This is a genomic window from Nonomuraea sp. NPDC050404 (assembly GCF_040655495.1).
Classification (GTDB): Bacteria; Actinomycetota; Actinomycetes; order Streptosporangiales; family Streptosporangiaceae; genus Nonomuraea.
In genome coordinates this window covers 57,388-82,875 of sequence record NZ_JBFAKB010000033.1, presented here as the reverse complement: position 1 = coordinate 82,875, position 25,488 = coordinate 57,388, and the positions used below count along the sequence as shown (strand labels likewise).

23 protein-coding genes are annotated in these 25,488 nt (G+C 71.5%); 15 read left to right on the top strand and 8 right to left on the bottom strand.

Annotation, left to right across the window (positions count from 1 at the left end; translation table 11 throughout):
- Position 1: 1 nt before the first annotated feature.
- From AB0I81_RS53410 to tkt, 3 genes are read right to left on the bottom strand one after another with little or no spacing between them, the layout of a single operon-like run.
- The gene (locus AB0I81_RS53410) at positions 2 to 1,615 is read right to left on the bottom strand and encodes a glucose-6-phosphate isomerase (protein WP_360676016.1); all 1,614 of its coding nucleotides are present in this window, start codon (positions 1,613 to 1,615) and stop codon (positions 2 to 4) included.
- Positions 1,615 to 2,706 (bottom strand): transaldolase, encoded by a 1,092-nt coding sequence (tal, locus tag AB0I81_RS53405; RefSeq protein ID WP_360675890.1) that lies wholly within the window; start codon positions 2,704 to 2,706, stop codon positions 1,615 to 1,617. Before tal ends, AB0I81_RS53410 begins: the two co-directional genes overlap by 1 nt.
- An 8-nt stretch (positions 2,707 to 2,714) precedes the next feature.
- Positions 2,715 to 4,823, bottom strand: a complete 2,109-nt coding sequence (gene tkt / locus AB0I81_RS53400) for a transketolase (RefSeq protein ID WP_360675887.1) — start codon at positions 4,821 to 4,823, stop codon at positions 2,715 to 2,717.
- A 300-nt stretch (positions 4,824 to 5,123) separates the two neighbouring features.
- On the opposite strand from tkt, the gene AB0I81_RS53395 reads away from it, so the two are divergent.
- Both AB0I81_RS53395 and AB0I81_RS53390 read left to right on the top strand, forming a co-directional pair.
- Positions 5,124 to 6,068 (top strand): heme o synthase, encoded by a 945-nt coding sequence (locus AB0I81_RS53395; RefSeq protein WP_360675884.1) that lies wholly within the window; start codon positions 5,124 to 5,126, stop codon positions 6,066 to 6,068.
- Positions 6,069 to 6,247: 179 nt separating this feature from the next.
- Entirely contained in the window at positions 6,248 to 7,438 is a 1,191-nt protein-coding gene (locus tag AB0I81_RS53390; protein ID WP_360675882.1) for a PrsW family intramembrane metalloprotease, read from the top strand.
- On the opposite strand, the gene AB0I81_RS53385 is transcribed toward AB0I81_RS53390, so the two are convergent.
- Together AB0I81_RS53385 and AB0I81_RS53380 are read right to left on the bottom strand one after the other, a co-directional pair.
- Positions 7,414 to 8,145, bottom strand: coding sequence for an ElyC/SanA/YdcF family protein (locus AB0I81_RS53385; RefSeq protein ID WP_360675880.1), 732 nt, complete (start codon positions 8,143 to 8,145; stop codon positions 7,414 to 7,416). The genes AB0I81_RS53390 and AB0I81_RS53385 overlap by 25 nt on opposite strands.
- Positions 8,146 to 8,207: 62 nt before the next feature.
- Positions 8,208 to 9,119 carry a COX15/CtaA family protein gene (locus AB0I81_RS53380; RefSeq protein ID WP_360675878.1) on the bottom strand — a complete coding sequence of 304 codons (912 nt, stop codon included), beginning with the start codon at positions 9,117 to 9,119 and terminating at the stop codon, positions 8,208 to 8,210.
- Positions 9,120 to 9,291: 172 nt separating this feature from the next.
- On the opposite strand from AB0I81_RS53380, the gene AB0I81_RS53375 reads away from it, so the two are divergent.
- The 7 genes from AB0I81_RS53375 to AB0I81_RS53345 are packed head-to-tail and all read left to right on the top strand — an operon-like array spanning position 9,292 to position 15,829.
- Positions 9,292 to 10,437, top strand: a complete 1,146-nt coding sequence (locus AB0I81_RS53375; RefSeq protein WP_360675876.1) for an FAD-dependent oxidoreductase — start codon at positions 9,292 to 9,294, stop codon at positions 10,435 to 10,437.
- The gene (locus tag AB0I81_RS53370; RefSeq protein ID WP_360675873.1) at positions 10,434 to 10,682 is read left to right on the top strand and encodes a (2Fe-2S)-binding protein; all 249 of its coding nucleotides are present in this window, start codon (positions 10,434 to 10,436) and stop codon (positions 10,680 to 10,682) included. Before AB0I81_RS53375 ends, AB0I81_RS53370 begins: the two co-directional genes overlap by 4 nt.
- Entirely contained in the window at positions 10,679 to 12,259 is a 1,581-nt protein-coding gene (locus AB0I81_RS53365; RefSeq protein WP_360675870.1) for an FAD-dependent oxidoreductase, read from the top strand. Before AB0I81_RS53370 ends, AB0I81_RS53365 begins: the two co-directional genes overlap by 4 nt.
- Positions 12,260 to 12,284: 25 nt before the next feature.
- Positions 12,285 to 13,178, top strand: coding sequence for a dihydrodipicolinate synthase family protein (locus tag AB0I81_RS53360; protein ID WP_360675868.1), 894 nt, complete (start codon positions 12,285 to 12,287; stop codon positions 13,176 to 13,178).
- Positions 13,178 to 14,179 (top strand): proline racemase family protein, encoded by a 1,002-nt coding sequence (locus AB0I81_RS53355; protein WP_360675865.1) that lies wholly within the window; start codon positions 13,178 to 13,180, stop codon positions 14,177 to 14,179. Before AB0I81_RS53360 ends, AB0I81_RS53355 begins: the two co-directional genes overlap by 1 nt.
- Positions 14,180 to 14,201: 22 nt before the next feature.
- Positions 14,202 to 15,140, top strand: a complete 939-nt coding sequence (locus AB0I81_RS53350; RefSeq protein WP_360675863.1) for an ornithine cyclodeaminase family protein — start codon at positions 14,202 to 14,204, stop codon at positions 15,138 to 15,140.
- 20 nt (positions 15,141 to 15,160) lie between these two features.
- Entirely contained in the window at positions 15,161 to 15,829 is a 669-nt protein-coding gene (locus AB0I81_RS53345) for a GntR family transcriptional regulator (RefSeq protein WP_360675860.1), read from the top strand.
- A gap of 388 nt (positions 15,830 to 16,217) precedes the next feature.
- On the opposite strand, the gene AB0I81_RS53340 is transcribed toward AB0I81_RS53345, so the two are convergent.
- Entirely contained in the window at positions 16,218 to 17,132 is a 915-nt protein-coding gene (locus AB0I81_RS53340) for an EamA family transporter (RefSeq protein WP_360675858.1), read from the bottom strand.
- A gap of 209 nt (positions 17,133 to 17,341) precedes the next feature.
- On the opposite strand from AB0I81_RS53340, the gene AB0I81_RS53335 reads away from it, so the two are divergent.
- Positions 17,342 to 18,544, top strand: a complete 1,203-nt coding sequence (locus AB0I81_RS53335) for an MFS transporter (RefSeq protein WP_360675855.1) — start codon at positions 17,342 to 17,344, stop codon at positions 18,542 to 18,544.
- A gap of 99 nt (positions 18,545 to 18,643) precedes the next feature.
- Here AB0I81_RS53335 and AB0I81_RS53330 read toward each other — a convergent pair whose 3' ends face one another.
- Complete coding sequence (locus AB0I81_RS53330) at positions 18,644 to 19,429, bottom strand: ABC transporter permease (RefSeq protein WP_360675853.1); 786 nt, start codon at positions 19,427 to 19,429, stop codon at positions 18,644 to 18,646.
- A 43-nt stretch (positions 19,430 to 19,472) separates the two neighbouring features.
- Positions 19,473 to 20,381 carry an ABC transporter ATP-binding protein gene (locus tag AB0I81_RS53325; RefSeq protein ID WP_360675851.1) on the bottom strand — a complete coding sequence of 303 codons (909 nt, stop codon included), beginning with the start codon at positions 20,379 to 20,381 and terminating at the stop codon, positions 19,473 to 19,475.
- Positions 20,382 to 20,594: 213 nt separating this feature from the next.
- Between AB0I81_RS53325 and AB0I81_RS53320 the strand changes: the two genes are divergently transcribed.
- The 5 genes from AB0I81_RS53320 to AB0I81_RS53300 all read left to right on the top strand — a co-directional run bounded on the left by AB0I81_RS53320 (position 20,595) and on the right by AB0I81_RS53300 (position 25,487).
- On the top strand, positions 20,595 to 21,821 hold the full coding sequence (locus AB0I81_RS53320) for a multidrug effflux MFS transporter (protein WP_360675848.1): 1,227 nt from the start codon (positions 20,595 to 20,597) through the stop codon (positions 21,819 to 21,821).
- 96 nt (positions 21,822 to 21,917) lie between these two features.
- Positions 21,918 to 22,616, top strand: a complete 699-nt coding sequence (locus tag AB0I81_RS53315) for a helix-turn-helix domain-containing protein (protein WP_360675845.1) — start codon at positions 21,918 to 21,920, stop codon at positions 22,614 to 22,616.
- On the top strand, positions 22,613 to 24,025 hold the full coding sequence (gene sufB, locus AB0I81_RS53310) for a Fe-S cluster assembly protein SufB (protein ID WP_360675842.1): 1,413 nt from the start codon (positions 22,613 to 22,615) through the stop codon (positions 24,023 to 24,025). Before AB0I81_RS53315 ends, sufB begins: the two co-directional genes overlap by 4 nt.
- Complete coding sequence (sufD, locus tag AB0I81_RS53305; RefSeq protein WP_360675840.1) at positions 24,025 to 25,167, top strand: Fe-S cluster assembly protein SufD; 1,143 nt, start codon at positions 24,025 to 24,027, stop codon at positions 25,165 to 25,167. Before sufB ends, sufD begins: the two co-directional genes overlap by 1 nt.
- The gene (locus AB0I81_RS53300; RefSeq protein ID WP_360675837.1) at positions 25,164 to 25,487 is read left to right on the top strand and encodes a non-heme iron oxygenase ferredoxin subunit; all 324 of its coding nucleotides are present in this window, start codon (positions 25,164 to 25,166) and stop codon (positions 25,485 to 25,487) included. The genes sufD and AB0I81_RS53300 overlap by 4 nt, the downstream gene beginning before the upstream one ends.
- Position 25,488: the final 1 nt, after the last annotated feature.

The window sequence follows — 25,488 nt, the reverse complement described above, 5'->3', positions numbered from 1 at the left end:
CTCAAGCCTCCTGTGCGGCTGCGAGCAATCGCGCGACACCCGCCGCGCGGTCGGTCAGATGCAGGCGTACGGCCGGACGCCCGCGGGTCTCCAGCGCCCCCAGATCGCCCAGCGCCTGCGCGAGCTGGAGCCGGCCCAGCGTGTACGGCCTGCCGGGCACGGCCACGTCTTCCGTCACCGCGCCGGTGATCTGCAGGAACACCCCGTTCTGGGGCCCGCCCTTGTGATACTGCCCGGTGGAGTGCAGGAAGCGCGGCCCCCAGCCGAACGTCACCGGCCGGTCGGTGCGCAGCGCGAGCAGCGCGCGCAACGTCGCCGGGTCGGCCATCATCCAGGCGTCGGTCATCTGCTCGAAGTCGGCCCCGTCGGGCACCGGCGCGTCGAAGGCGGCCAGCCGGTCCAGGTAGGCCATGATCGCCAGGTAGCCGTCGCCGGGGATGGCGCGCAACAACTCGGTGAACAGGCCGGGCAGGTCCTTGGCCGTGGCCGCGCCGTACACCTCGACCGGGCCGTCCACGAACGCCGGCGCGCCGGTCGGCAGGTCGGGCAGGTCCAGCAGGGCCGCGGTGTTTTCCTTCGACTCGGTCACGTTCGGCTGGTCGAAGGGATCGACCTCCAGCAGCGTCGCGGCGATCGCGGTGGCGTACTCCCAGGTGAGGAACTGCGCTCCCAGGGGCCCGTCCACGCGCACGTCGCCGTCGTCGGACTCGATCGCCACGACCAGTTCGTCGCCCGTCCCGTTGGGGTCGGCCGACACGACGGGCAGGATTCCCCTGCCCTGCTTGCCGGTGGACTCGGCGATGAGCTGCTCGATCCAGTCGGGCAGCCCGGTGATGGCGGACAGCTGGTCCTCCAGCAGCAGCTTGTCGCGCCCGGCCAGCGCCGCGCCGCCGAGCGCGGCCCCCAGGTCGAGCCCGGGGTTGCCGGCGTCGAGCGACAGCAGCGGCAGCACCTCTTCTGCGTCGTCGAGCAGCCGGGCCACCTCGACCCCCGCCAGCGCGCTGGGCACCAGCCCGAACGCCGACAGGGCCGAGTAGCGGCCGCCCACGTCGGGCTGCGCGAGCACCACGTGGTGGCCGCCGTCGGCGGCCCGCCGCTCCAGCGGCGAGCCGGGGTCGGTGACCACCACGATGCGGCCGGCGGGCGCCAGGCCCGCGTCCGCGAACAGCCGCTCGTAGATGCGCAGGTGGCAGTCGGTCTCCACGGTCGAGCCGCTCTTGCCCGCCACGACCACGATCGTGGACTCCAGGCCGTCGGTCAGCGCGCGGCGCACCTGCCCGGGGTCGGTCGTGTCGAGCACGGTGAGCGGCACGTCGTAGGTGGCGCAGATGACCTCCGCCGCCAGCGACGAGCCGCCCATCCCGGCCAGCACCACGTTCGTCAGGCCCGCCTCACGGGCCCGGCCCGCGAGCTCGCCCAGGGCGGGCAGCAGCTCGCGGGAGGAGCGGGGCAGGGTCAGCCAGCCGAGCCTGACCGCCGCCTCCGCTTCGGCGTCCTCACCCCACAACGTGGGGTCGCCGCCGGCGAGCCGCGCGGGCACGCCGTCGGCGACGAGGCGCCCCGCGACGGAGGAGGCGGCCGAGGCCACCCCCTCCTCGCGGTAGGACACGATCATCACGGAACCAGGTTCTTGGTGACGCTCTCGAGCAGCTCGTTCCAGGACGCCTCGAACTTCTCCACACCCTCGTCCTCAAGGACCTTCACCACGTCGTCGTAGTCGACGCCGGCGTCCTTCAGCGCGGCCATGGTGTTCCAGGCCTGCTCGTAGAAGGGGCGCACGGTGTCGCCGGTGATGTTGGCGTGGTCGGCCGTGGCGTCGAGCGTCTTCTCCGGCATCGTGTTGACGGTGCCGGGGGCGACGAGCTGGTCGACGTAGAGGGTGTCGGAGTACTCCGGGTTCTTGACGCCGGTCGAGGCCCACAGCGGGCGCTGCGGGCGGGCGCCCGCGCCGCGCAGGCGCTGCCAGCGCTCGGAGTTCACGACGTCCTCGAACGCCGCGTACGCCAGGCGCGCGTTGGCCACGCCGGCCTGGCCCTTCAGCTCCGGCTTGCCGAGCTTGTCCAGGCGCTTGTCGATCTCGGTGTCGACGCGGCTGACGAAGAACGAGGCCACCGACTCGATCGTGGCCAGGTTGAGGCCCTTGGCCTGCGCGGCCTCCAGGCCGGCCAGCCAGGCGTCCATGACCGCGCGGTAGCGCTCCAGCGAGAAGATCAGCGTGACGTTGACGCTGATGCCCTCCGACAGCGCCTGCGTGATCGCGGGCAGGCCCTCCTGGGTGGCCGGGATCTTGATGAACAGGTTGGGCCGGTCCACGCTCCACCACAGCGCGCGGGCCTCGGCCACCGTCTTCTCGCTCTCGCGGGCCAGACGCGGGTCCACCTCCAGCGAGACCCGCCCGTCCACGCCGCCGCTGGCGTCGTAGACCGGGCGCAGCACGTCGCAGGCCCAGCGGATGTCGTAGGTGGTGATCGCGCGCACGGCCTCGCCCACGTCCACGCCGCGCACGGCCAGGTCGTGGAGCTGGCCGTCGTAGGCGTCGCCCTTGCTGAGCGCGCCGGCGAAGATCGTCGGGTTGGACGTCACCCCGACGACGTTCTTCTCGCGGATCAGCTGTTCGAGGTTGCCGCTGCGCAGGCGCTCACGGCTGATGTCGTCGAGCCAGATGGCAACGCCCTGGCCGGACAGCTTGTTGAGGATCTCGCTCATGTTCTTACTCAGTTTCCCGTCGTCTCGCCCTTGTCCTGACCGAGCTTGGCCAGACTCGCCTTGGCCGCCGCCGCCACGCGCTCGGCCGTCAGGCCGAACTGCTCGTACAAAGTCTTGTACGGCGCGGAGGCACCGAAGTGTTCGAGGCCGACCACTTCGCCGTTCTCGCCGACGAACTCGTGCCAGCCGAGCGCGATGCCCGCCTCGACCGCCACCCGAGCCCTGATCGACGAGGGCAGAACCGTCTGCTTATATGCGGAATCCTGCCCGTTGAACCACTCGACACACGGCATCGAGACCACCCGCGTGGGAATGCCCTGCGCCTCCAGCAACTCGCGGCCGTCCACCGCGATCTGCACCTCGCTGCCGGTGGCGATCAGGATGACCTGCGGCAGGCCGTCGGAGGCCTCGCGCAGCACGTAGCCGCCGCGGGCCACGCCCTCGGCGCTGGTGCCCTCGTACGTCGGCACGTTCTGCCTGGTCAGCGCCAGGGCGGCGGGGCGGTCGGTGTGCTCCAGCACGGTCTTCCACGCGTAGACGGTCTCGTTGCCGTCGGCCGGGCGCACCACGTCGAGGCCGGGGATCGCGCGCAGCGCCCACAGGTGCTCGATCGGCTGGTGGGTGGGGCCGTCCTCGCCCAGGCCGATCGAGTCGTGCGTCCAGACGTAGGTGACCGGCAGCTTCATCAGCGCGGCCAGGCGCACCGCCGGACGCATGTAGTCGGAGAAGACCAGGAACGTGCCGCCGTACGGGCGGGTGCCGCCGTGCAGCGCGATGCCGTTGAGAATCGCGCCCATGGCGTGCTCGCGGATGCCGAAGTGCAGCGTGCGGCCGTAGCGGTTGCCCGAGTAGTCCTTGGTCTGGAACTCCTCGGGGATGAAGGACGGCTCGCCCTTCATCGTGGTGTTGTTGGACCCGGCCAGGTCGGCCGAGCCGCCCCACAGCTCGGGCAGCACTGGCGCGAGCGCGCTGAGCACCTCGCCGGAGGCCTTGCGGGTGGCCACGGAGCCGCCCACCTCGAACGAGGGCAGCGCCTCGGCCCAGCCGGCCGGCAGCGCACGCCGGGAGATGCGGTCGAGCTCGGCGGCGCGCTCGTCGTTGGCCAGCCGCCACTCGGCGTAGGACTTCTCCCACTCGGCGTGGTCGGCGCGGCCACGGCTGGCCACGCCACGGGCGTGCTCCAGCACCTGCGCCGGCACGTCGAAGGACTTGGCCGGGTCCATGCCCAGCACTTCCTTGGTGGCGGCCACCTCGGCCTCGCCCAGGGCGCTGCCGTGCACGCCGCCGGTGTTCTGCTTGTTCGGCGCGGGCCAGCCGATGATCGTGCGCAGCCGGATGAACGAGGGGCGGTCGGTCTCCGCCCTGGCCGCCGTCAGCGCGTCGTACAGGGCCTGGACGTCCTCGACGTAGTCGCCCGTCTGGGTCCAGTCGACGACCTGGGTGTGCCAGCCGTAGGCCTCGTAGCGCTTGGACACGTCCTCCGACAGCGCGATCTGCGTGTCGTGCTCGATGGAGATGTGGTTGTCGTCGTAGATGACGACGAGGTTGCCCAGCTTCTGGTGGCCGGCCAGCGAACTGGCCTCGTGGCTGATGCCCTCTTCGATGTCGCCGTCGCTGACGATGCACCAGATGTTGTGGTCGAACGGCGACGCGCCCGGCGCGGCGTCCGGGTCGAACAGGCCGCGCTCGCGGCGGGCCGCCATGGCCATGCCGACCGCGTTGGCGATGCCCTGGCCCAGCGGGCCCGTCGTGGTCTCCACGCCGGCCGTGTGGCCGTGCTCGGGGTGACCGGGCGTCAGGCTGTCCCACTGGCGCAGGCGCTTGAGGTCGTCCAGCGTCAGGCCGTAGCCGGACAGGTAGAGCTGGATGTAGAGCGTCAGGCTGGAGTGGCCGCACGACAACACGAACCGGTCGCGCCCGAGCCAGTTCGGGTCGGTCGGGTCGTGGCGCATCACGCGCTGGAACAGCAGGTATGCGGCGGGGGCCAGGCTCATGGCGGTGCCGGGGTGGCCCGAGCCCGCCTTCTCCACTGCGTCCATCGCCAGGGCTCGAACGACATCGACCGCCTGCTTGTCCAGGTCGGTCCATTCGAGGGCTGGCACGAGTTCGGTGCTCAAGTGCTCGATCTCCGGAATCTAGTTGTCATTGGGTTGTGGCTGTCCCGCCCGAGGCAGGCCGCCCAAGGCAGCCCGTCGCAGGTTGCGCTGCCCACGCCTACACCGGACCTTAACCGAGTGGAGACGGCGATCGATTCCCATTCCACCCTCGCGTGTCCATGTACGGCGCAAGCCCCCCATTGGCCGGACCGGCCGCCCCTGCGACTACAGTTTGGTTGTTCGCAGGGGCGTCACGGCGCCCGCCCATGGATCCGCTCTCATCAGAGGTTACGCGTTGACTTCCGTCAGACTGGAAGCGCCTTGACGGTGCTCACAAACAGGCAGGCGACGGCCCCATCACCACAGGTGGAGGCGCCGCGCTCGATCGGCGTGACGGTCAAGGCCTACATCGCGCTCACCAAGCCGCGGATCATCGAGCTGCTGCTGATCACGACGCTGCCGGTGATGTTCCTCGCAGCGGGCGGCCTGCCGCCGCTGTGGACGTCGATCTCGGTCATGGTGTTCGGCACCCTATCGGCGGGCAGCGCCAACGCGCTCAACTGCTACATAGATCGCGACATCGACCAGAAGATGCGCCGCACCCGCCGCAGGCCCCTGGCCAGGCACCAGGTCTCGCCGCGCGCCGCGCTGGTCTTCGGCGTCGTGCTGGGCGTGCTCTCCACCGCCGGCCTGTGGGTGACCACCAACTGGCTGGCCGCGGTGTTGTCACTCGGCGCGATCCTGTTCTACGTGCTGGTCTACTCGATGTTCCTCAAGCGGCGCACGACGCAGAACGTCGTCTGGGGCGGCATCGCGGGCTGCATGCCGGTGCTGATCGGCTGGGCGGGCATCACCGGGCGGCTCGACTGGGCGCCGGTGGCGATGTTCCTGGTGGTGTTCTTCTGGACGCCGCCGCACACCTGGACGCTGGCCATGCGCTACAAGGAGGACTACGCGGCGGCCAACGTGCCGATGTTGCCGGTGGTGGCCACCGAGCGGCGGGTCATCCTGGAGTCCATCGCCTACACCTGGGCGACCGTGGCGTGCTCGCTGGCGCTGTGGCCGATGGCGGGCACCACGCTGTTCTACCCGGCCGTGGCGGCCGTGCTGGGCGCGATGTGCCTGTGGGAGGTGCACAGCCTGCTGCGCCGGCTCAACGCCGGCAAGAGCGGCGTCGACCTGCGGCCGATGCGCTTCTTCCACTGGTCCAACGCTTACCTGGCGCTGCTGTTCCTGGCCGTGGCGATCGATCCGCTGCTGGCCTGATCCATTTCCGCCCGGCCGTTGCGCCGGGCTTTTCATCATCCTTATGCTTCATATATGAAGAGCTCTTCAACTGTGGCGGCGGGATTTGGGGGAGGCGGATGAGCGTGGCGCATGGCCACGAGGTGAGACTGCGCCGACGCGTACGGACCCCCGCTCCTCTGATCCGTTAAAGTCACCCTATGGCGACCCGTGATCCACGCTGGGTGTTGAAGGACCGCCCGTCACTGGCGTTGATCATCGGGCTGGTCCTCACAGGCATCTGCGCCCTCGTCTCCTTCTCCTTCGACGTCTTCAACGGCGCTCCCGTGCAGTTCTTTATCGCGCTGGCGCTGGCCCTGGCCCCCGTGCCGCTGCTGCTGGCCGCGGTGCTCGCGCTCGACCGCATGGAGCCCGAGCCGCGCAGCAACCTGATCTTCGCCTTCGCGTGGGGCGCGGGCGTCGCGGTGCTCGTCGCCGGCGTGATCAACTCGCTCAACATGCACTACATCATCGACACCGTGCAGTTGTCGGAGGCCAGCGCCCGCAACATCGCGGCCACCTTCGGCGCGCCCGTGGTCGAGGAGACGATGAAGGGCCTGGTGCTGCTGGGCCTGCTGAAGTTCCGCCGGGCCGAGCTGGACGGGCCCACCGACGGCGTCATCTACGCCAGCATGGTCGGCCTCGGTTTCGCCATGAGCGAGAACGTCAGCTACTACCTCGGCGCGCTGTCCACCTCGGGCGTCAAGGGGCTGGCCGTCACGGTGGTGTTGCGCGGCATCCTGTCGCCGCTGGCGCATCCGCTGTTCAGCTCCATGATCGGGGTCGCCGTGGCGTACGCGGCCCAGCGGGGCGGGCCCGAGCGGGTCACGTACGTGCTGGCCGGCTGGGCGGCGGCGATGATCCTGCACGGGCTGTGGAACGGCCTGGCCTCCTACGGCGGGTTCCCCGGGCTCGTGGTGGCCTACCTGACGCTGCTGGTGGTGCTGGTCGTGCTCATCGGGGTGGTGTTCAGGGACCGGCGGCGCATCGTGGCGCTCATCCAGCGGTACCTGCCGCCGTACGAGCCGACCAAGCTGGTCAACGAGGCCGACATCTACATGCTCTCGACCTTCTCCCGGCGCCGCCAGGCCCGGCAGTGGGCCCGCGCGCACGGCGGCAAGCCCGGGTTGCGCGCGATGCGCGACTACCAGCTCGCCGCCACCGAGCTGGGCCTGCTGCACGAGCGGGCGGCCCGCCACATGGTCGACGAGCACGCCTTCCACGAGGAGCAGCGGGCGCTGCTGGAGTGCATGAGCACCGCGCGCGCCGACTTCCCCGTACCGGAGATGCACGCCAGATCGGTGGCCAGAGGCTCACCGCCGCCCGGCTACGCGCCCGGCGCGCCCGGCTGACCGAGGATCCGGGTGAGTGAGACCTCGCGCGGCCCCGGGAAGACCGGGTCGGAGTTGAGGACCATGGCGTCGGCGAACGCCTTGGCGGTGGCGAACACCTCGCGGGCGGCCAGGAAGTAGGTCGCCGAGGGCCACCGCCTGGCCGAGTCGTCACCGGCGCCGAACGCCCGCAGCCCCGCCGTCCTGCACAGCGCCACCGCCCTGGGGATGTGGAACTCCTGGGTCACCACCGTGACCCGCTCGGCCCCGAACACCTTGCGCGCCCGCACGCACGAGTCCCACGTGTCGAACCCCGCGTAGTCCAGCACCATCACCGCGTCGGGCACGCCCCTGGCGCGCAGGTAGTCGCGCATCGCCGTCGGCTCGTCGTACTCCTTGCGGCTGTTGTCGCCCGACAGCAGCAGCGCCCGCACCTTGCCCGCCCGGTAGAGGTCGGCGGCGATGTCGAGCCTGCGGGCCAGCATCGGGGTGGGCTGCGTCCCGTACAGGCCCGCGCCGAGCACCAGCGCGACCTGCGTCTCGGGCACCCGCGCGAGCCAGCCCGCGTCCTCGGCGATCGCGCGATGCCCGGAACTGCTCAGCCAGGCCCACGTCATCGGCGCCAGGACGAGCACGCTGACGAGCACCACACCTTGGTACGAGCGGCGCAACGCCGTGCGCGACGGCTTCTGGCGTAATGACTTCGGAAGGCGGACTTTTCCCTGCAAATCGCGCCCCTTAGCGGCCGGGGGAGTGGCGGACCGTTCACCACATACCCTGGCATATCCGCTCAGAGGACGGCGGCTGCTTCGGTGGGGGAGGGGCTGACCCGGGCAGGCTCCTCGTCGCGGGAGCGCAGCGAGGTGACGGTCCTGAGCGCGGCGATCCAGACCAGCGTCGAGCCGAGCACGTGCAGCAGGACCAGCAGGGCCGGCACGGCCAGGAACCACTGGGTGTAGCCGATCACGCCCTGCAGCAGCTCCACGCCGAACAGCGCCAGCGCCGCCCGCCGGGCGGGCCGCGGCGCGTTGGTCACGTGCAGGGCGATCAGCAGCGCGAACGTCAGCCCCACCACGACGTAGGCGATGTCGGCGTGCAGCCGGGCCACGGACTCGATGTCGAGGTCGAAGCGCGAGGCCATCTCATCGCCGGAGTGCGGGCCGGTGCCGCTGACCGCCACCCCGGCCACCAGCAGCACGAACACCGCGGCCAGCAGCACGTGCCCGAGCCTGCGCAGGTCGCGGTGGACCACCCGGCGCACGGGTCCGTCGCCCTCGCCGGCGCGCGCGTACAACATCCAGCAGGCCGCGATCAGGCCGCTGGAGATGAGGTAGTGCATGCCCACGGTGAACGGGTTGAGCATCGTGCTGACGACCAGCCCGCCCCACAGGGCCTGGACCAGGATCCCGACCGGCTGCAGCCAGGCCAGGCGCACCAGCGCCACCCGGCGGGGCGCCATCCGCAGGGCGGCCACGAAGCACGCCAGGCCGACGGCCAGGACCAGGAAGGTGAGCAGCCGGTTGCCGAACTCGACGGCCATGTGGAGCGGCGAGATCTCGGGGTGGGCGACGGGGATGAAGCTGTCGGCCGTGCACCTGGGCCAGGTGGGGCAGCCGAGCCCGGACTCGGTGACCCGCACGCCCGCACCGGTGAGCGTGATGCCCGCGTTGACCACCACTGACGCCAGTGCCCAGCCGCGCATGGACCGCGTGGTCGGGGCCCAGAAAGATCGCCAAAAGCGCCCGAAAAGGTTGGGGGCGTCGGTGGATAGCTTCACGTCATCGATGGTAGGGGCCCACCATGCCGGTCCCGCCATCGGACACAGTCTTTCCAACATGGAAGGGTATGTGACATATTACTGAGAGGAGGTGGTGATGTCCGACGTGATCGTCGTCGGCGCGGGAGTGGTCGGGGCGGCCTGCGCCTACTACGCCGCGCGCGCCGGCCTCGACGTGACCGTGATCGACCGGGGGCCCGTGGCCGGCGGTACGACGGGCTCGGGCGAGGGCAACGTGCTGGTGTCCGACAAGGAGCCGGGTCCCGAGCTGGAGCTGGCCGTGTTGTCGAACCGGCTGTGGCGCTCGCTGGGCGAGCTCGGCGGGTTCGAGTACGAGCCCAAGGGCGGCCTCGTCGTCGCCGAGACCGAGGAGGTCCAGCGGCAGCTCGCCGACCTGGCCGCCAAGCAGCAGGACGTGGAGTACGCCCTGGTGGCGGGCACGTCGCTGCGCGACCACGAGCCGCACCTGGCCGAAGGGCTCGCCGGCGGCGTGTACTACCCGCAGGACGCCCAGGTCCAGCCCATGCTCGCCGCCGCCACCCTGCTCAGGCACGGCGCCGGCAAGTTCGGCCGCGGCAAGCTGCGGCTGCGCCTCGGCGTCACGGTGACCGGGTTCCTGCGCTCGGGGGACCGGGTGACGGGCGTGCGCACCTCCGACGGCGACGTGCTCGGCGACGCGGTCGTCAACGCGGCCGGTACTTGGGGCGGCGAGGTGGCCGCGCTGGCGGGCGTGAACCTGCCGGTCCTGCCCAGGCGCGGGTTCGTCCTCGTCACCGAGCCCCTGCGCGAGCCGCTGATCAGGCACAAGGTCTACACCGCCGCCTACGTCACGAACGTGGCCAGCGACTCGGAAGGGCTGGAGACCTCGGCCGTCGTGGAGGGCACGCCCGCCGGGACCGTGCTCATCGGGGCCAGCAGGGAGCGGGTCGGGTTCGACAGGACGACGTCGGTGCCCGTGCTGGCGCGGCTGGCCGAGCAGGCGGTCGCGTTGTTCCCCGCGCTGGGCGAGGTGCGGGCCATCAGGTCGTACTGCGGGTTCCGGCCGTACTGTCCCGACCACCTGCCCGTCATCGGGGCCGATCCGCGCGCACCGGGGCTCTACCACGCGTGCGGGCACGAAGGGGCCGGCATCGGGCTCGCCCCCGCCACCGGCCATCTGCTCGCGCAACTCCTCAGCGAGCAGCGGCCCGACCTGGACCTGCACCCCTTCCGACCGGACCGCTTCGCCGAGGAGGCCGCGTGAGTTCCCTCTTCCACATCACCGTGGACGGCCGGCCCGTGCCGGTCGAGCCGGGCCAGACGATCGGCGCGGCCCTGCACGCGGCCGGGGTGCGGTCCTGGCGCACCACCCGGTTCGGCGGGCGGCCGCGCGGGCTGTTCTGCGGGATCGGGGTCTGCTTCGACTGCCTGATCTCCGTCAACGGGCGGGAGCCCGAACGGGCCTGCCTGCTGGAGGCCGAACCCGGGGACGAGGTGCGGACGGCATGATGTACGACCTCGTGGTGGTCGGTGGCGGGCCCGCCGGGGTGGCGGGCGCGCTGACGGCGGCGCTGGCCGGGCTGCGGGTGGCGCTGGTGGACTCCGGCGTGCGGCTCGGCGGCCAGTACTTCCGGCACGCCGCCACGCCGAAGCCGGCGGCCGGCCTGGACCGGTTCCTGCGCCAGGGGCGGGCGCTCGGCACGCGGGCCGACGTGCTGCTGCGCCACCAGGTGTGGAACGTCTCCAGCGAACCGGACGGCTCCCTGACCGTCCACTGCCTGACCAGAAGCCCGGCCGCGTTGCCCGGCGACGGCGGGTCGGCGGGCTCGCCGGGGTCGGTAGATTCTGCCGGTGCTGCCGGTGCTGCCGGTGCTGCCGGTGCTGCCGGTGCTGCCGGTGCTGCCGGTGCTGCCGGTGCTGCCGGTGTGGCCGGTTCGGGTGAGCGGGCGGTGCGGGTGCGGGCGCGGCGGTTGCTGATCGCGACCGGGGCGCATGACCGGCCGCTGCCGTTCCCCGGGTGGGACCTGCCCGGGGTGCTCACCGCCGGTGGCGCGCAGGCGCTGCTCAAGGGCGGCGGGGTCGTGGCGGGCGGCCGGATCGTGATCTCCGGCACCGGGCCGTTCCTGCTGCCCGTCGCCGCCGGGCTGGCCGGGGCCGGTTCCCGGGTGCTCGGTGTGTACGAGGCCAACGGCGGGCTCGGGCTCGCCAGGCATCCGCTGCTGGCCCTGGGCAAGGCGGGCGAGGCGGCGGGCTACGCGGCCGCGCTGGCCAGGTATCGGGTGCCGTACCGGACGCGGCAGGCCGTGGTCGCCGCCCATGGCAAGCACGAGGTGGAGGCCGTCACCGTGGCCCGCCTCGACAAGGACTGGAACGTTCTGGCCACCCGCGTCGTCGAGTGCGACACCGTGGCCGTCGGTTACGGGTTCGTGCCGCAGATCGAGCTCGGCACCCAGCTCGGCTGCCGTACCCGCCCCGATGTGGACGGCGGCCCGGTGCTGGACGTGGACGAAGCCCTGCGTACCAGCGTGCCCGGCGTGTGGGCCGCGGGTGAGCCCGCGGGCGTGGGCGGCTGGCGGCTGGCCGAACTGGAGGGCCGCATCGCGGGCCGTTCCATCGTCGCGGACGCGCGGGGCGCGGTCAGCGGGGAGGTGGCGCCGGTGATCGGGCGGCGGCGGGAGCGGTGGCGGGCCTTCGGTGAGGCGTTGCAGCGGGCCTACCCCGTCAAGCCCGGCTGGCAGGGGTGGTTGCGGGCGGACACGCTCGTGTGCCGGTGCGAGGAGGTGCCGCTGGCACGCGTACGCGAGGCACAGGCTCTGGGCGCCACCGACGCGCGCTCCGTCAAGCTCCTGGCCCGCCCCGGCATGGGCTGGTGCCAGGGCCGCATCTGCGGATACGCCGTTTCCTGCCTGACCGGCGAGCCGCCCCAGCCGCCCCGCCGCCCCATAGCCCAGCCCGTCACCCTCGGCGCCCTGGCCTCACTCGCCGACACCGACCTCACTGGCACCGACCTCGCCGACACCTCACTCACCGATGCCGAACTCGCCGGCACCGACCTCACCGGCACCGATGATCCCCCCGCTCACTGAAGCCCCCCACATGGAGGACCTCCACATGGAACACCACCGCGGCAAGCCCTGGCAGGGAATCATGGTGGCCACCGCGCTGCCCCTGCGCGAGGACCTGTCGATCGACTACGACGGCTACGCCGCGCACTGCCGCTGGCTGGTCGAGAACGGTTGCGACGGCGTCGTTCCAAACGGCTCGCTCGGCGAGTACCAGACGCTCACCCACGAGGAGCGCGCCAAGGTGATCGAGACCGCCGTCGCGGCGGTCGGCGGCGCGAACGTGATGGCCGGGGCGGGCGCGTACGGCGCCACCGAGTCGCGCCGCTGGGCGGAGCAGGCGGGCGAGGCGGGCTGTGGCTCGGTCCTGCTGCTGCCGCCCAACTCCTATCGGGCCGACGAGCGGGCCGTCGTCGCGCACTACCGCGAGGTCGCCGAGGCCGGGGTGCCGATCGTGGCCTACAACAACCCCTCCGACACCAGGGTCGACCTGACTCCCGCGCTGCTGGCCAGGCTGCACGAGGAGGGGCTGATCGTGGCGGTCAAGGAGTTCAGCGGGGACGTGCGGCGCGCGTACGAGCTGGCAGAGCTGGCCCCCGAGCTCGACCTGCTGATCGGCTCCGACGACGTGCTGCTCGAACTGGCCGTGGCCGGGGCGGTCGGCTGGGTCGCCGGCTACCCCAACGCGCTGCCCGCCTCCAACGTGGCCCTCTACCGCGCCGCGGTCGCGGGCGACCTGGAGACCGCGCTGCCCCTCTACCGTACGCTGCACCCGCTGCTGCGCTGGGACTCCAAGACCGAGTTCGTCCAGGCCATCAAGCTGTCGATGGACCTGGCGGGCCGGCACGGCGGCCCGTGCCGGCAGCCCAGGCAGCCGCTGACGGCCGAGCAGGCCGCTATCGTTCGGGCGGCGACAGAGAAGGCACTGGCAGAAGGGCTGTGATGAGGACCAAGCGCGTTTTCCACGCCGTCGACTCGCACACCGAGGGCATGCCCACCCGGGTGATCACCGGCGGCATCGGCGTGATCCCCGGCGCGAGCATGGCCGAGCGGCGCGTGTACTTCCGCGACCACCTCGACCACATCCGCACCCTGCTGATGACCGAGCCGCGCGGCCACTCGGCCATGAGCGGCGCCATCCTGCAGCCGCCCACCAGGCCGGACGCGGACTGGGGCGTGTTGTTCATCGAGGTGTCCGGGCTGCTGCCGATGTGCGGGCACGGGACGATCGGCGTGGCGACCGTGCTGGTCGAGACCGGCATGGTGGAGGTGACCGAGCCGGTCACGACCGTGCGCCTGGAGGTGCCGGCCGGGCTGGTCGAGGTGGACGTGGCCGTGCGGGACGGCATGGCCGAGTCGGTGACGCTGCGCAACGTGCCCTCCTACTGCGATCGGCTGGACGCGGCGGTGACCGTGCCGGGATTCGGGGAGATCCCGTACGACCTGGCCTACGGCGGCAACTTCTACGCCATCGTCGACCTCGGCAACTACGGCCTGCCCTTCGACCGCAAGGCCAAGAACGAGATCATCGCGGCCGGCCTGGCCACGATGGAGGCGATCAACGCCGCAGACCTGCCCGTGCACCGCGAGGACGACCGCATCCGCGGCTGCCACCACGTCTACTTCGCCGCCCCCGGCTCCGACTCCCACCACTCACGGCACGCGATGGCCATCCATCCGGGCTGGTTCGACCGCTCGCCGTGCGGCACCGGCACCAGCGCCCGCATGGCCCAGCTGCACGCCCGCGGCGAGCTGCCGCTGGGCAGGGACTTCGTCAACGAATCCTTCATCGGCACCAGGTTCATCGGGCGGCTGCTGGAGGAGACCGAGGTGGGCGGGCGGACCGCGGTGCTGCCGTCGATCAACGGCCGGGCCTGGATCACCGGCACCGCCCAGTACTTCCTGGACCCGCGCGACCCGTTCCCCGAAGGGTTCGAGCTGTGAACCGGACCGGGTGCGTGCTGCGATGAGCGGGCCGCCGTACCTGGACGCCGCCACGCTGGAGCGGCTGGTGCCGATGGACCGGGCCGTGACGGTGCTGGAGGACGCGCTGCGGGACGGGCTCGACCCGGAGGCCACGCCGCAGCGGTCCGTCGTCGATGTGCCCGCGGGCCAGTTGCTGCTCATGCCCGCGGCCACCCGCCGGTACGCCGGGGTCAAGGTCGCCGGCGTCGCCCCGGACAACCCCGGCAGGGGACTGCCCCGGATCCAGGGGACGTACCTGCTGTTCGACGGCGACACCCTGGCCCCGCTGGCGGCCATGGACGGGATCGCGCTCACCTCGCTGCGCACGCCCGCCGTCTCCGCCCTGGCAGTCCGGCACCTGGCCGAGCCGGGGGCGCGGCGGCTGGTGGTGTTCGGGAGCGGGCCGCAGGCGTGGGGGCACGTACTGGCGCTGCGCGAGGTGCGGCCGGTCGAGGAGGTCACCGTGGTCGGGCGCGACGCGGACCGGGCCGGCGCCCTCGCCGGCCGCTGCCGCGCGCTCGGCCTGACCGCGCGGGCCCTGGCCGCCGGCGACACGCGGGAGGTGGAGCGGGCGCTCGGCGAGGCCGACCTCGTCGCCTGCTGCACCACCGCCAGGGAGCCGCTGTTCCCCGGTAAGCTCGCCCGCGACGGCGTCACCGTCGTCGCGGTCGGCTCGCACGAGCCCGACGCCCGCGAACTCGACGGCGATCTCGTCGCCCGCGCCACCGTGGTCGTCGAGGCCAGGGCGGCCGCGCTGGAAGAGGCGGGGGACCTCCTCGTTCCGATCCACCGGGGTACGATCACCTCCCGTCACATCGCCGGCAATCTCGCCGAGCTGATCGCCGGGCGGGTGGTCGCGGGTTCGGGGCCGCGCGTGTTCAAGAGCACAGGCATGGCGTGGGAGGACCTCGTGGTCGCGGCTGCCGCTTACGAGGCATAGACATGGAAAGGGATGGGCCGATGGCTGCCGAGGAGCGGCTCGACCTGCCGATGGTGGGAGAGCGACAGAGCCTGCGCGAACAGGTCGCGCACGCGCTGCGCGCCGCGCTGATCACAGGTGAGATGCGGCCGGGGGTGGTCTACTCCGCGCCCGTCCTGGCCGCCCAGTTCGGCGTCTCGGCCACGCCGGTCCGCGAGGCCATGCTCGACCTGGCCAAGGAGGGCCTGGTCGAGGCCGTGCGCAACAAGGGCTTCCGGGTCACCGAACTGTCCGACCGCGACCTCGACGAGCTCACCGAGATCCGCCAGCTCATCGAGGTGCCCACGGTGGCCAGGCTGGCCGACAGCTCGCGGGCGGAGGAGTTCGAGCGGCTGCGGCCCATCGCCGAGGAGATCGTCTCGGCCAGCGAGCGGGGCGACCTGCTCGCCTACATCGACGCCGACCTGCGCTTCCACGTCGAGCTGCTGTCCCTGTGCGGCAACGCCCACCTGGTCTCGGTGGTGCGCGACCTGCGCAACCGGGCCCGGCTGTATGGCCTGTCCCAGCTCTCCGAGCGCGGCACCCTGGCCGATTCCGCCAGGGAACATCTCGCGCTGCTCGACGCGCTCAAGAGGGGTGACGGCAAGGCCGTCGCGCAGCTCATGGCGGAGCACATCGGTCACGTACGGGGCATCTGGGCGGAGCACTGAGCCGTTAAGTTCCGGCATTGCGCATGAAGTTCCGACATTTGGGGATCGGACACTCGCCAATGGCGGTAATCTCAATGCGGGCCGACGCAGCGACGCCTTGTGCGAACGCTGCCCGCCCTATCATCCTGGTCCGCAATGGGCCGGATATTTCCGGCATATGCCTGGTCAAGCGGACACCCGCACTCCGCTGACCTTCCCGGGCTCGGCACACCCGCCCACCGAGCCGAGCCCTCCGCCGCGCGCCCGAGACCCCAACCCACGGGCGCGCGGCGGCCCGGAGACTCACATTCCGCGGCGCCGGTCCGGCAGTCCGGAGACTCACATCCCCGCCATCGTGGTCCGCTGGCTCCGGGGGCTCAGCTCCCGCCGCTCCGGTCCGGCGGGGCGGCTACTTTCTGCCCGTCCGGGTCGAGCCCAGGCTGGCCGCCACGATGCAGATGATCGCCGCCCACTGCTGCACCTGCAGGAACTCGCCCAGCAGCAGCACCCCGATCAGCGCCGCCACGCCCGGCTCCAGGCTCATCAGGATGCCGAACACGTGCTTGGGCATCCGCCGCAGCGCCTGCAGCTCCAGCGAGTACGGGATCACCGACGACAGCAGCCCCACACCCAGCCCGATCAGCAGCAACTCCGGCTGCAACAGCTCCGCGCCACCGGTCGTGACCCCGATCGGGGCGATCGCCACGGCCGAGACGAGCATCGCGATCGACAACCCGCTCGTCCCGGGAAAGCGCCGCCCGGCCGCCGCCGACAACAGGATGTACCCGGCCCAGCACGCCCCGGCCACCATCGCGAACCCGATGCCGGCCCAGCTCACCGACGCCGAGTCGCCCCACGGGGCCAGCAGCACCACGCCGGCCCCCGCCAGCCCGACCCACAGCAGGTCGATCCGCCGCCGTGAGGCCGCCACCGCCACGCCCAGCGGCCCGAGGAACTCGATCGCCACCGCGATCCCCATCGGCAGCCGCGCCAGGGCCTCGTAGAAGGACAGGTTCATCACGGCGAGCGTCAGGCCGAAGCCGACCCCGACCGCCCAGTCGCCCCAGGACAGCCCCTTCAGCTTGGGCCGGACGAGCGTGCCCATGATGAGCGCCCCGGCCGCGATGCGCAGGAACACCACCGCGCTCGGCGACAACGACGCGAACAACTCCTTGGCGAAGCCCGCGCCGAGCTGCACCGAGAAGATGGCCAGCAGCACCAGCCCGGAGGGCGGGATCGAGTCCGCCGCGGTGCGCAGCAGGCTTCCCGGCCTGGGCAGGCCGGGTCCACGGCCGAGCGGGTCGTCGAGGGCGAAGGCGGTCACGGAACTCCTCAAGGCGAAGCAAGGGTTGGCGAGTCAGGGGGACGGCGAGGCAGAGGGACGGCGAATCAGGGGGACGGCTGGTCAGAGGGACGGCGAGGCAGAGGGACGGCGAAGCCGGGGCAACCGTCAGAGCCTACTCAACGCCTCCGACATGACCCCCTTTAAGGTGGTCTATTGCTTGCTGTGCCGTTATTCCTGGACAAGGACATATGAAAGCCCCCGCAAAGCCCGAGACCCTCGCCCGCCCGCCGCTGGCCCTGTCCATCTCCTCGTTCGTCAGCAGTTTCGACCGCTTCGCCGTGAGCCCCATGCTCGTGCTCATCGCCGCGGACCTGCACGTCCCGCTGTCCGGCTCCGTCGCCGCGGCCAGCGGCTACTACCTGGCCTACGGGCTGACCCAGCCGCTGTGGGGCCTGCTGTCCGACCGGTTCGGCCGGGTGCGGGTGATGCGCTGGGCGCTGTACGGCGCGGCGGCGGCGGGCGCGGTCTCGGCGCTGATGCCCGCCCTGGCGGCGCTCGTGGTGGCCAGGGTCGTGACGGGCGCCTGCTTCGGCGCGATCATCCCCACGGGCCTGACGTATGTGGGCGACACCGTGCACTCCTCGGTACGCCAGCGCGCCCTGACGGACCTCATGGCCGCCGCCGCCCTCGGCACGGCCCTGGCCACGGGCCTGGGCGGGGTGGTCGCGGGCCTGGTGGACTGGCGGGTGGCCTTCGCCGTGCCCGCCGCCTGCGCCCTGGCCTGCGCGCTGTCGCTGCGCTCGCTGCCCGAGCCGCCCCGGCACGAGGGGGCAGGGGGAGGGGTGCTGCGCCATCTGGGCGTCGTGCTCGGGCACCGGTGGGCGCTGCTGGTCTTCGGGCTGGCCTTCACCGAAGGGGCGATCATGCTCGGCGCGATGCCGTTCCTGGCCACCGCGTTGCAGCACACCGGGCTGGCCGCCGCCGTGGCGGGGCTGGCGATCACCGCGTACGGGCTGGGGCTGTGGGCCTTCTCCAAGCTCGTCAAGCACCTGTCGGGCCGCTGGCCCGCGCCCGTCCTGATGGTCGTCGGGGGCGCGCAGCTCTGCGCGGGGTTCGCCCTCGTGGCGGTGCACGTCAGCGTGCCCGTCGTGGTCGTCACGGCGCTGCTGCTCGGCGGCGGATGGTCGTTCCTGCACTCCTCGTTGCAGACCTGGGCCACCTCGATCGTGCCCGAGGCGCGGGGGACCACGATCGCGTTCTTCGCCTGCGCGTTGTTCGTGGGCAGCGCGGTGGCCTCGTGGGCCGCGGGGCCGCTGGCGGAGGACGGCCGGTACGGGCTGCTGTTCGGCCTGGCGGCCGGCGCGGCGATCCCGCTGACCGCCGTCGCCGCCCTCACCCGCCGCCGCTACACGGCCCTGCGCACTGAACGACCCGCGCCCGTACCCGGGTAGCCGCCGTCCCTCTCGAAACAGGCGAGGCCAGCCGTCACTCTCGGCGCAACAGGTGTGAGACCGGCCGTACTCTCAGCGGAACAGGCGTGAGGCCAGCCGTCACTCCCAGCGGAACAGCCGCGAGACCAGCCCCAGCGACAGCACCGCCCAGCAGATGAGCACGGCCACCGGGACCAGCGGCAGCGCCGCGCCCTGGGCGAGCACCGCGCGCAGCCCGCCGGTCAGCGCCGAGATGGGCAGCGCCTCCAGCACCGGCCGCATCCCGGCGGGGAACTTGCTCAGCGGGAACACCACCCCGCCCACCCCCAGCAGCACCAGATACACCAGGTTGGCCGCCGCCAGCGTGGCCTCCGCGCGCAGCACGCCCGCCATGAGCAGCCCGAGCCCGCTGAAGGCCGCCGTGCCCAGCACGATCAGCAGCGCCGCGCTGAGGAACGACCCCTGTGGCCGCCATCCCAGCGCCAGCCCCACGACCACGATGATCACGGCCTGGAGCACCTCCACGCCCGCCACGGCCGCCGTCTTGGCCAGCATGAGCCCGCCCCTGGACAGCGGGGTGGCGCCCAGCCGCTTGAGCACGCCGTACCGGCGCTCGAAGCCGGTCGCGATGGCCTGCCCGGTGAAGGCCGTGGACATCACCGCCAGCGCCAGCACGCCGGGCACCAGGAAGTCCACCCGCGACCCGCCGCCGACGTCGATCAGCGGCGCCAGCGAGAAGCCGGCCAGCAGCAGCACCGGGATGATCAGCGTGAGCAGGAGCTGCTCACCGTTGCGCAACATCGCGCGGACCTCCGCGCCCGCCTGCGCCAGCACCATGCGCGGGAACGGCGCGGCGCCGGAAGCGGGGGTGAAGTCCAGCGCGGCGGTGGAGTCGGGCGTGCTCATCGGGGCTTCCTGTAAATGGGCTCGGGGAGCGGCCTGGGCGCGTTCATCGCAGCTCCCTGCCGGTCAGTTCGAGAAAGACGTCTTCGAGGGTGCGGCGCTCGATGCGCAGGTCGTCGGCCGTGACGCCCTCGGCCGCGCACCAGGCCGTCACCGTGGCCAGCAGTTCGGGGCCCACCAGGCCCTCGATGATGTAGTGACCGGCCGGCGACTCCTTCGCCGCGCTGCCCGCCGGGAGCGCGTTGAGCAGCTCCTCCAGCGCCAGCCCGGGCCGCGCCCTGAAGCGCAGTTGCCGCTCGGCCCCGGTCAGCGAGGCGGGGGTGCCCGCGGCCACCACGCGCCCTCTGTCGATGATGACGACGTGGTCGGCCAGCCGCTCGGCCTCGTCCATGTGGTGCGTGGTCAGCACGACCGACACGCCCGCCAGGCGCAGCTCGCCGATCAGCTCCCAGCAGGCGTGCCGGGCCTGCGGGTCGAGGCCGGCGGTCGGCTCGTCGAGGAAGACCAGCTCGGGCCGTCCGACGACGGCCGCGGCCAGGGACAGCCGCTGCTGCTGGCCGCCCGACAGCCGCCGGTACGGGGTGCGTACGTGCTCGGTCAGCCCCAGCCGCTCCAGCAGCGCCCCCGGGTCGAGCGGCCGGGCGTAGAAGCGCGAGACCAGCCGCAGCCACTCGGCGCAGCGCATGGCCGGCGGCACGCCGCCCGCCTGCAGCATGATCCCCACCCGCGCGCGCAGTTCGGGCAGCGCGGGCGCCAGGCCCAGAACCTTGACGGTGCCCGCGTCGGCCTTGCGGAACCCCTCGCAGATCTCCACCGTGGAGGTCTTGCCCGCGCCGTTGGGCCCGAGGACCGCGGTGACGGCCGCGCGCTCGGCGCGGAGGGTGAGGCCGTCGACGGCGGTGTTGCCGCCGTAGCGTTTGACCAGGTCGACGATCTCGACGGCTGGGGAATCCATGGCCACGAGTTTAGGGACTCCGGCAGGGGGTCCGCCCCGCGGGGGAACGCCGCGCTCGACATGGCCGCGTCTGGACCGTTCCGCGGCTCGTACGCGCCAATAGACCGAAATCTCGGGAAATATCTGATAACCGGGAATTAGGAGGACCGGAACCTGGTTTGATTCCTCGGCCCGCGTGGGGCCAAACATCTTTGCGAGGAGAGGGGTCCAGGCATGTCCGTGGCAGAAATCGCCACGCCCGCCGTCGTCCAACCACAACAGAAGAGCGGTCGCGGACTGCTGCTGCTCATCCTTGGCGCGTTGTCGGCGATCGGCCCGCTGTCCATCGACATGTACCTGCCGGCCCTGCCCGCCATCACCTCCGAGATGCTCAGCGGGGAGGCGCAGGTCCAGCTCACGCTGACCGCCTGTCTCATCGGCGTGTCGGTCGGCCAGGTCATCGCCGGGCCCCTCAGCGACGTGCGCGGGCGGCGGGTGCCGCTGATGGTGGGCGTGGCCGGGTTCATGCTCGCCTCGCTGCTGTGCGCGTTCGCGCCCTCGGTGCCCATGCTCATCGCCTTCCGCCTGCTGCAGGGCATGCTGGGCGGCGCCGCGCTGGTCATCGTGCGAGCAGTCGTGCGCGACCTGTACGACGGGGCGGCCATCGCCCGCATCTTCGCCACCCTGATGCTCGTCAGCGGCCTGGCCCCGATCCTGGCCCCCATCGCGGGGGCGCAACTGCTCGCGTTCACCTCGTGGCGCGGCGTGTTCGTGGCGCTCAGCATCGCCGGCGTGGTGCTGCTGATCGCCGTGCTGGCGGGCGTGCGCGAGACGCTGCCCCCGGCCGCGCGCGAGAGCGGCGGGCTCAAGCACACCGTGAGCACCTTCTGGCGGCTCCTGCGCGACCGCACGTTCATGGGCTTCGCGCTGACCGGCGGCCTGGCCTTCGCGGCCATGTTCGGCTACATCGCGGGCTCGCCGTTCGTGCTCCAGGAGGTGTACGGCGCCACGCCGCAGCAGTACTCGCTCATCTTCGGCCTGAACGCCTTCGGCCTAATCGCCGCCGCCCAGTTCGGCGGCCGGCTGTCGGGCCGGGTTCCGCCCGTCCTGCTCGTGCGCATCGGCCTCGGCATCGCCCTGGTCGGCGCGGCCCTGCTGATGACCGCCGCGCTGGCGGACCTGGGCCTGTGGGGCATCGTCGGCGGACTGGTCGTCATCATGCTGGGCCAGGGCCTGGTCATGCCCGGCACCGGCGCGCTGGCGCTCGGCTCCCAGCCCGCCCAGGTGGCCGGCAGCGCCTCCGCGCTGACGGGTGTGCTGCAGTTCGCGCTCGGCGCGGCCGCGGCCCCGCTGGTCGGACTTGCCGGTACGGGCTCCGCGGTGCCCATGGCATGTGTCATGCTCGGACTCTTCCTCTGCTCGGCCCTGACGTTCACGATCCTGGGCCGGGCGAGAAGTTAGGTAAGCCTACCCTGCGTGACAAATTCCATTCCCGTCCCTGGTCGGATCCGTTTGTGAACCGGGAAGGAATTACGGCACACTGATGTTGTGAAAAACATGCCCTTGATGGAGCCAGGTGGAGAGCGCGGCACCCGTGCCCGCGTCGCCCGGCTGATCCTGGAGCATGGTCCCGTCGCGGCAGCCGCTCTGGGTGAACGGCTCGGGCTCACGCCCGCCGCCGTCCGGCGTCATCTCGACGCCCTGCTGGCCGACGGGATGATCGAGCCTCGTACGGTGCGCCCGCGCGGACAGCGCGGGCGCGGACGGCCGGCCAAGCTGTTCGCGATCACCGACGCGGGGCGCAGTGCTTTCGAGCACGCCTACGACGACCTCGCCGGGAGCGCACTTCGTTTCCTGGCCGAGCGCATGGGAGAACAAGCCGTGGCCGACTTCGCCCGCGAGCAGGTGGCAAGCCTGCTCAAGCGGCTGGAGCCGGTCATGCGGACGGTGCCGGCGGACCAGCGCGTGCACGTGCTGGCGCAGGCGCTGTCGGCAGAGGGGTATGCCGCCTCGGCCAGCAAGGCCAAGTCGGGCGGCGACCAGCTCTGCCAGCATCACTGCCCGGTGGCGCACGCGGCGGCGGAGTTCCCGCAGCTGTGTGAGGCCGAGACGGAGGCGTTCGCGCAACTGCTCGGCACGCCGGTGCAGCGCCTGGCCACGATCGCCCATGGCGACGGGGTGTGCACGACGCACGTGAGCCCGCAGTCATTGGCCGATTCCGCACATAGAGACAAGAGCAAGGAGACCGGAAGGTGACTGTCACCGACCGCCCGGAGCTGGAAGGCCTCGGGAATTACAAGTTCGGCTGGGCCGACCCGGATGCCGCGGGTGCGGCGGCCAAGCGCGGCCTGTCCGAGGAGGTCGTACGCAACATCTCCGAGCTGAAGAACGAGCCGGAGTGGATGCTCGACCTTCGCCTGAAGGGCCTCCGCCTGTTCGACAGGAAGCCGCTGCCCACCTGGGGCTCTGACCTCACCGGCATCGATTTCGACAACATCAAGTACTTCGTGCGCTCCACCGAGAAGCAGGCCGCTTCCTGGGACGAGCTGCCCGAGGACATCAAGAACACCTACGACAAGCTCGGCATCCCGGAGGCGGAGAAGCAGCGCCTCATCGCCGGTGTCGCGGCCCAGTACGAGTCGGAGGTCGTCTACCACAAGATCCGTGAGGACCTTGAGGAGAAGGGCGTCATCTTCGTCGACACCGACACGGGCCTGAAGGAGCACGAGGAGCTCTTCAAGGAGTACTTCGGCTCGGTGATCCCGGTCGGCGACAACAAGTTCGCCGCGCTCAACACCTCCGTGTGGTCCGGTGGCTCGTTCATCTACGTGCCGCCGAACGTCGAGGTCGAGATCCCGCTGCAGGCGTACTTCCGGATCAACACCGAGAACATGGGCCAGTTCGAGCGGACCCTGATCATCGTGGACGAGAACAGCTACGTCCATTACGTCGAGGGCTGCACCGCGCCGATCTACTCCTCCGACTCGCTGCACAGCGCGGTCGTGGAGATCATCGTGAAGAAGAACGCCCGCTGCCGTTACACGACCATCCAGAACTGGTCGAACAACGTCTACAACCTGGTCACCAAGCGCGCCGTCGCCTACGAGGGCGCGACCATGGAGTGGATCGACGGCAACATCGGCTCCAAGGTCACGATGAAGTACCCGGCCGTCTACCTGATGGGCGAGCACGCCAAGGGCGAGACGCTGAGCGTCGCGTTCGCGGGCGAGGGCCAGCACCAGGACGCCGGCTCCAAGATGGTGCACCTGGCGCCCAACACCAGCTCCACCGTGATCTCCAAGTCGGTGGCGCGCGGCGGCGGCCGTACCTCCTACCGCGGCCTGGTGCAGATCGACGAGGGCGCCCACGGCAGCGCCAGCACCGTCAAGTGCGACGCCCTGCTGGTCGACCAGATCAGCCGCTCCGACACCTACCCCTACGTCGACGTCCGCGAGGACGACGTCTCGATGGGTCACGAGGCCACGGTCTCCAAGGTCAGCGAGGACCAGCTGTTCTACCTCATGAGCCGCGGGCTCGATGAGGACGAGGCGATGGCGATGATCGTGCGCGGCTTCGTCGAGCCGATCGCGCGTGAGCTGCCCATGGAATACGCGCTCGAGCTCAACCGGCTGATCGAGCTGCAGATGGAAGGAGCCGTCGGCTGATGGGCCTGAACGAGAAGCCCCTGTCGACCCTGCACGAGAAGGCGTCCTACGACCTGGGCGACTTCGAGGTCCCGACCGGGCGCGAGGAGTCCTGGCGCTTCACGCCGCTCTCGCGCCTGAAGGGCCTGCACAACGGCAAGGCGGCCTCCTCGGCGGCGGTCGGCCACGTCCGCCTGGACGTGGACGCGGCCCCCGAGGTGACCGTCGAGACGGTCGGCCGCGACGACGCCCGCGTGGGCAAGTCGTTCATGCCGGGCGACCGGGTCAGCGCGCAGGCGTGGAACAGCTTCGAGAAGGCCACCGTGATCACGGTGCCGCGCGAGGCCGTCACCTCCAGGCCCACCGTGCTGACGCTGACCGGCGAGCCCGCGGGCGAGGGCGGCGGCGCCGTCTTCGGCCACATCGTGGTCAAGGTGGAGCCGATGGCCGAGGCCGTGCTCGTGCTCGACCACAAGGGCAGCGCCGTCTACGCCGACAACATCGAGTTCGTCGTGGGCGACGGCGCCAACCTGAAGGTCGTCAGCCTCCAGGACTGGGACGACGACGCGGTGCACGTCTCGCACCACCACGCGCAGCTCGCCAAGGACGCGACGTTCCGCAGCTTCGTGGTGACGCTCGGCGGCGACCTCGTACGCCTGTCGCCCAGCGTCACCTACACCGCGCCGGGCGGCGACGCCGACATGTCGGGCGTCTACTTCGTGGACGCCGGGCAGCACCTGGAGCACCGCCTGCTGGTCGACCACTCGCAGCCCAACTGCAAGAGCAACGTCGACTACCGCGGCGCCTTGCAGGGCGAGAACGCGCACGCCGTCTGGATCGGCGACGTGATCATCAGGGTCGAGGCCGAGGGCACCGACACCTACGAGCTCAACCGCAACCTCATCCTGACCGACGGCGCCCGCGCCGACTCGGTGCCCAACCTGGAGATCCTCACCGGCGAGGTCGCGGGAGCGGGGCACGCCTCCGCCTCCGGCCGCCTCGACGACGAGCACCTGTTCTACCTCCAGGCCCGCGGCATCCCGCACGACGAGGCTCGCCGCCTGGTCGTGCTGGGCTTCCTCGGCCAGCTCATCGAGAAGATCGAGATCGACGAGATCCGCGAGCGCGTGATGAACGCGGTAGAGGCGGAACTCGCGGTATGAGCTTCGAGAAGGTCTGCAAGGTCGAGGACATCCCCGACGGGGGTGTTCTCGGCGTCGAGGTCGGTTCGGACGAGACGCCGGTGGCGCTCGTCCGCAAGGGCGAGGACGTCTTCGCCCTGCACGACGTCTGCTCCCACGCCGAGGTCAAGCTCAGCGAGGGAGAGGTCTACGACGGCACGCTGGAGTGCTGGCTGCACGGCTCGTGCTTCGACATCCAGACCGGCAAGCCCACCGGGCCGCCCGCGACCCAACCCGTGAACGTCTACACAGTGAAGATCGACGGCGATGACGTCCTCGTCTCGCTCTCGAAGGAGTCCTAAG

Excerpts from the sequence above, each read along its gene's own strand:
- AB0I81_RS53410 (WP_360676016.1), bottom strand. The coding sequence starts at position 1,615 with ATGATCGTGTCCTACCGCGAGGAGGGGGTGGCCTCGGCCGCCTCCTCC.
- tal (WP_360675890.1), bottom strand. The coding sequence starts at position 2,706 with ATGAGCGAGATCCTCAACAAGCTGTCCGGCCAGGGCGTTGCCATCTGG.
- AB0I81_RS53390 (WP_360675882.1), top strand. The coding sequence starts at position 6,248 with ATGGCGACCCGTGATCCACGCTGGGTGTTGAAGGACCGCCCGTCACTG.
- AB0I81_RS53380 (WP_360675878.1), bottom strand. The coding sequence starts at position 9,119 with ATGCGCGGCTGGGCACTGGCGTCAGTGGTGGTCAACGCGGGCATCACG.
- AB0I81_RS53375 (WP_360675876.1), top strand. The coding sequence starts at position 9,292 with ATGTCCGACGTGATCGTCGTCGGCGCGGGAGTGGTCGGGGCGGCCTGC.
- AB0I81_RS53365 (WP_360675870.1), top strand. The coding sequence starts at position 10,679 with ATGATGTACGACCTCGTGGTGGTCGGTGGCGGGCCCGCCGGGGTGGCG.
- AB0I81_RS53360 (WP_360675868.1), top strand. The coding sequence starts at position 12,285 with ATGGAACACCACCGCGGCAAGCCCTGGCAGGGAATCATGGTGGCCACC.
- AB0I81_RS53355 (WP_360675865.1), top strand. The coding sequence starts at position 13,178 with ATGAGGACCAAGCGCGTTTTCCACGCCGTCGACTCGCACACCGAGGGC.
- AB0I81_RS53350 (WP_360675863.1), top strand. The coding sequence starts at position 14,202 with ATGAGCGGGCCGCCGTACCTGGACGCCGCCACGCTGGAGCGGCTGGTG.
- AB0I81_RS53345 (WP_360675860.1), top strand. The coding sequence starts at position 15,161 with ATGGCTGCCGAGGAGCGGCTCGACCTGCCGATGGTGGGAGAGCGACAG.
- AB0I81_RS53335 (WP_360675855.1), top strand. The coding sequence starts at position 17,342 with ATGAAAGCCCCCGCAAAGCCCGAGACCCTCGCCCGCCCGCCGCTGGCC.
- AB0I81_RS53330 (WP_360675853.1), bottom strand. The coding sequence starts at position 19,429 with ATGAGCACGCCCGACTCCACCGCCGCGCTGGACTTCACCCCCGCTTCC.
- AB0I81_RS53325 (WP_360675851.1), bottom strand. The coding sequence starts at position 20,381 with ATGGATTCCCCAGCCGTCGAGATCGTCGACCTGGTCAAACGCTACGGC.
- AB0I81_RS53320 (WP_360675848.1), top strand. The coding sequence starts at position 20,595 with ATGTCCGTGGCAGAAATCGCCACGCCCGCCGTCGTCCAACCACAACAG.
- AB0I81_RS53315 (WP_360675845.1), top strand. The coding sequence starts at position 21,918 with ATGCCCTTGATGGAGCCAGGTGGAGAGCGCGGCACCCGTGCCCGCGTC.
- sufD (WP_360675840.1), top strand. The coding sequence starts at position 24,025 with ATGGGCCTGAACGAGAAGCCCCTGTCGACCCTGCACGAGAAGGCGTCC.
- AB0I81_RS53300 (WP_360675837.1), top strand. The coding sequence starts at position 25,164 with ATGAGCTTCGAGAAGGTCTGCAAGGTCGAGGACATCCCCGACGGGGGT.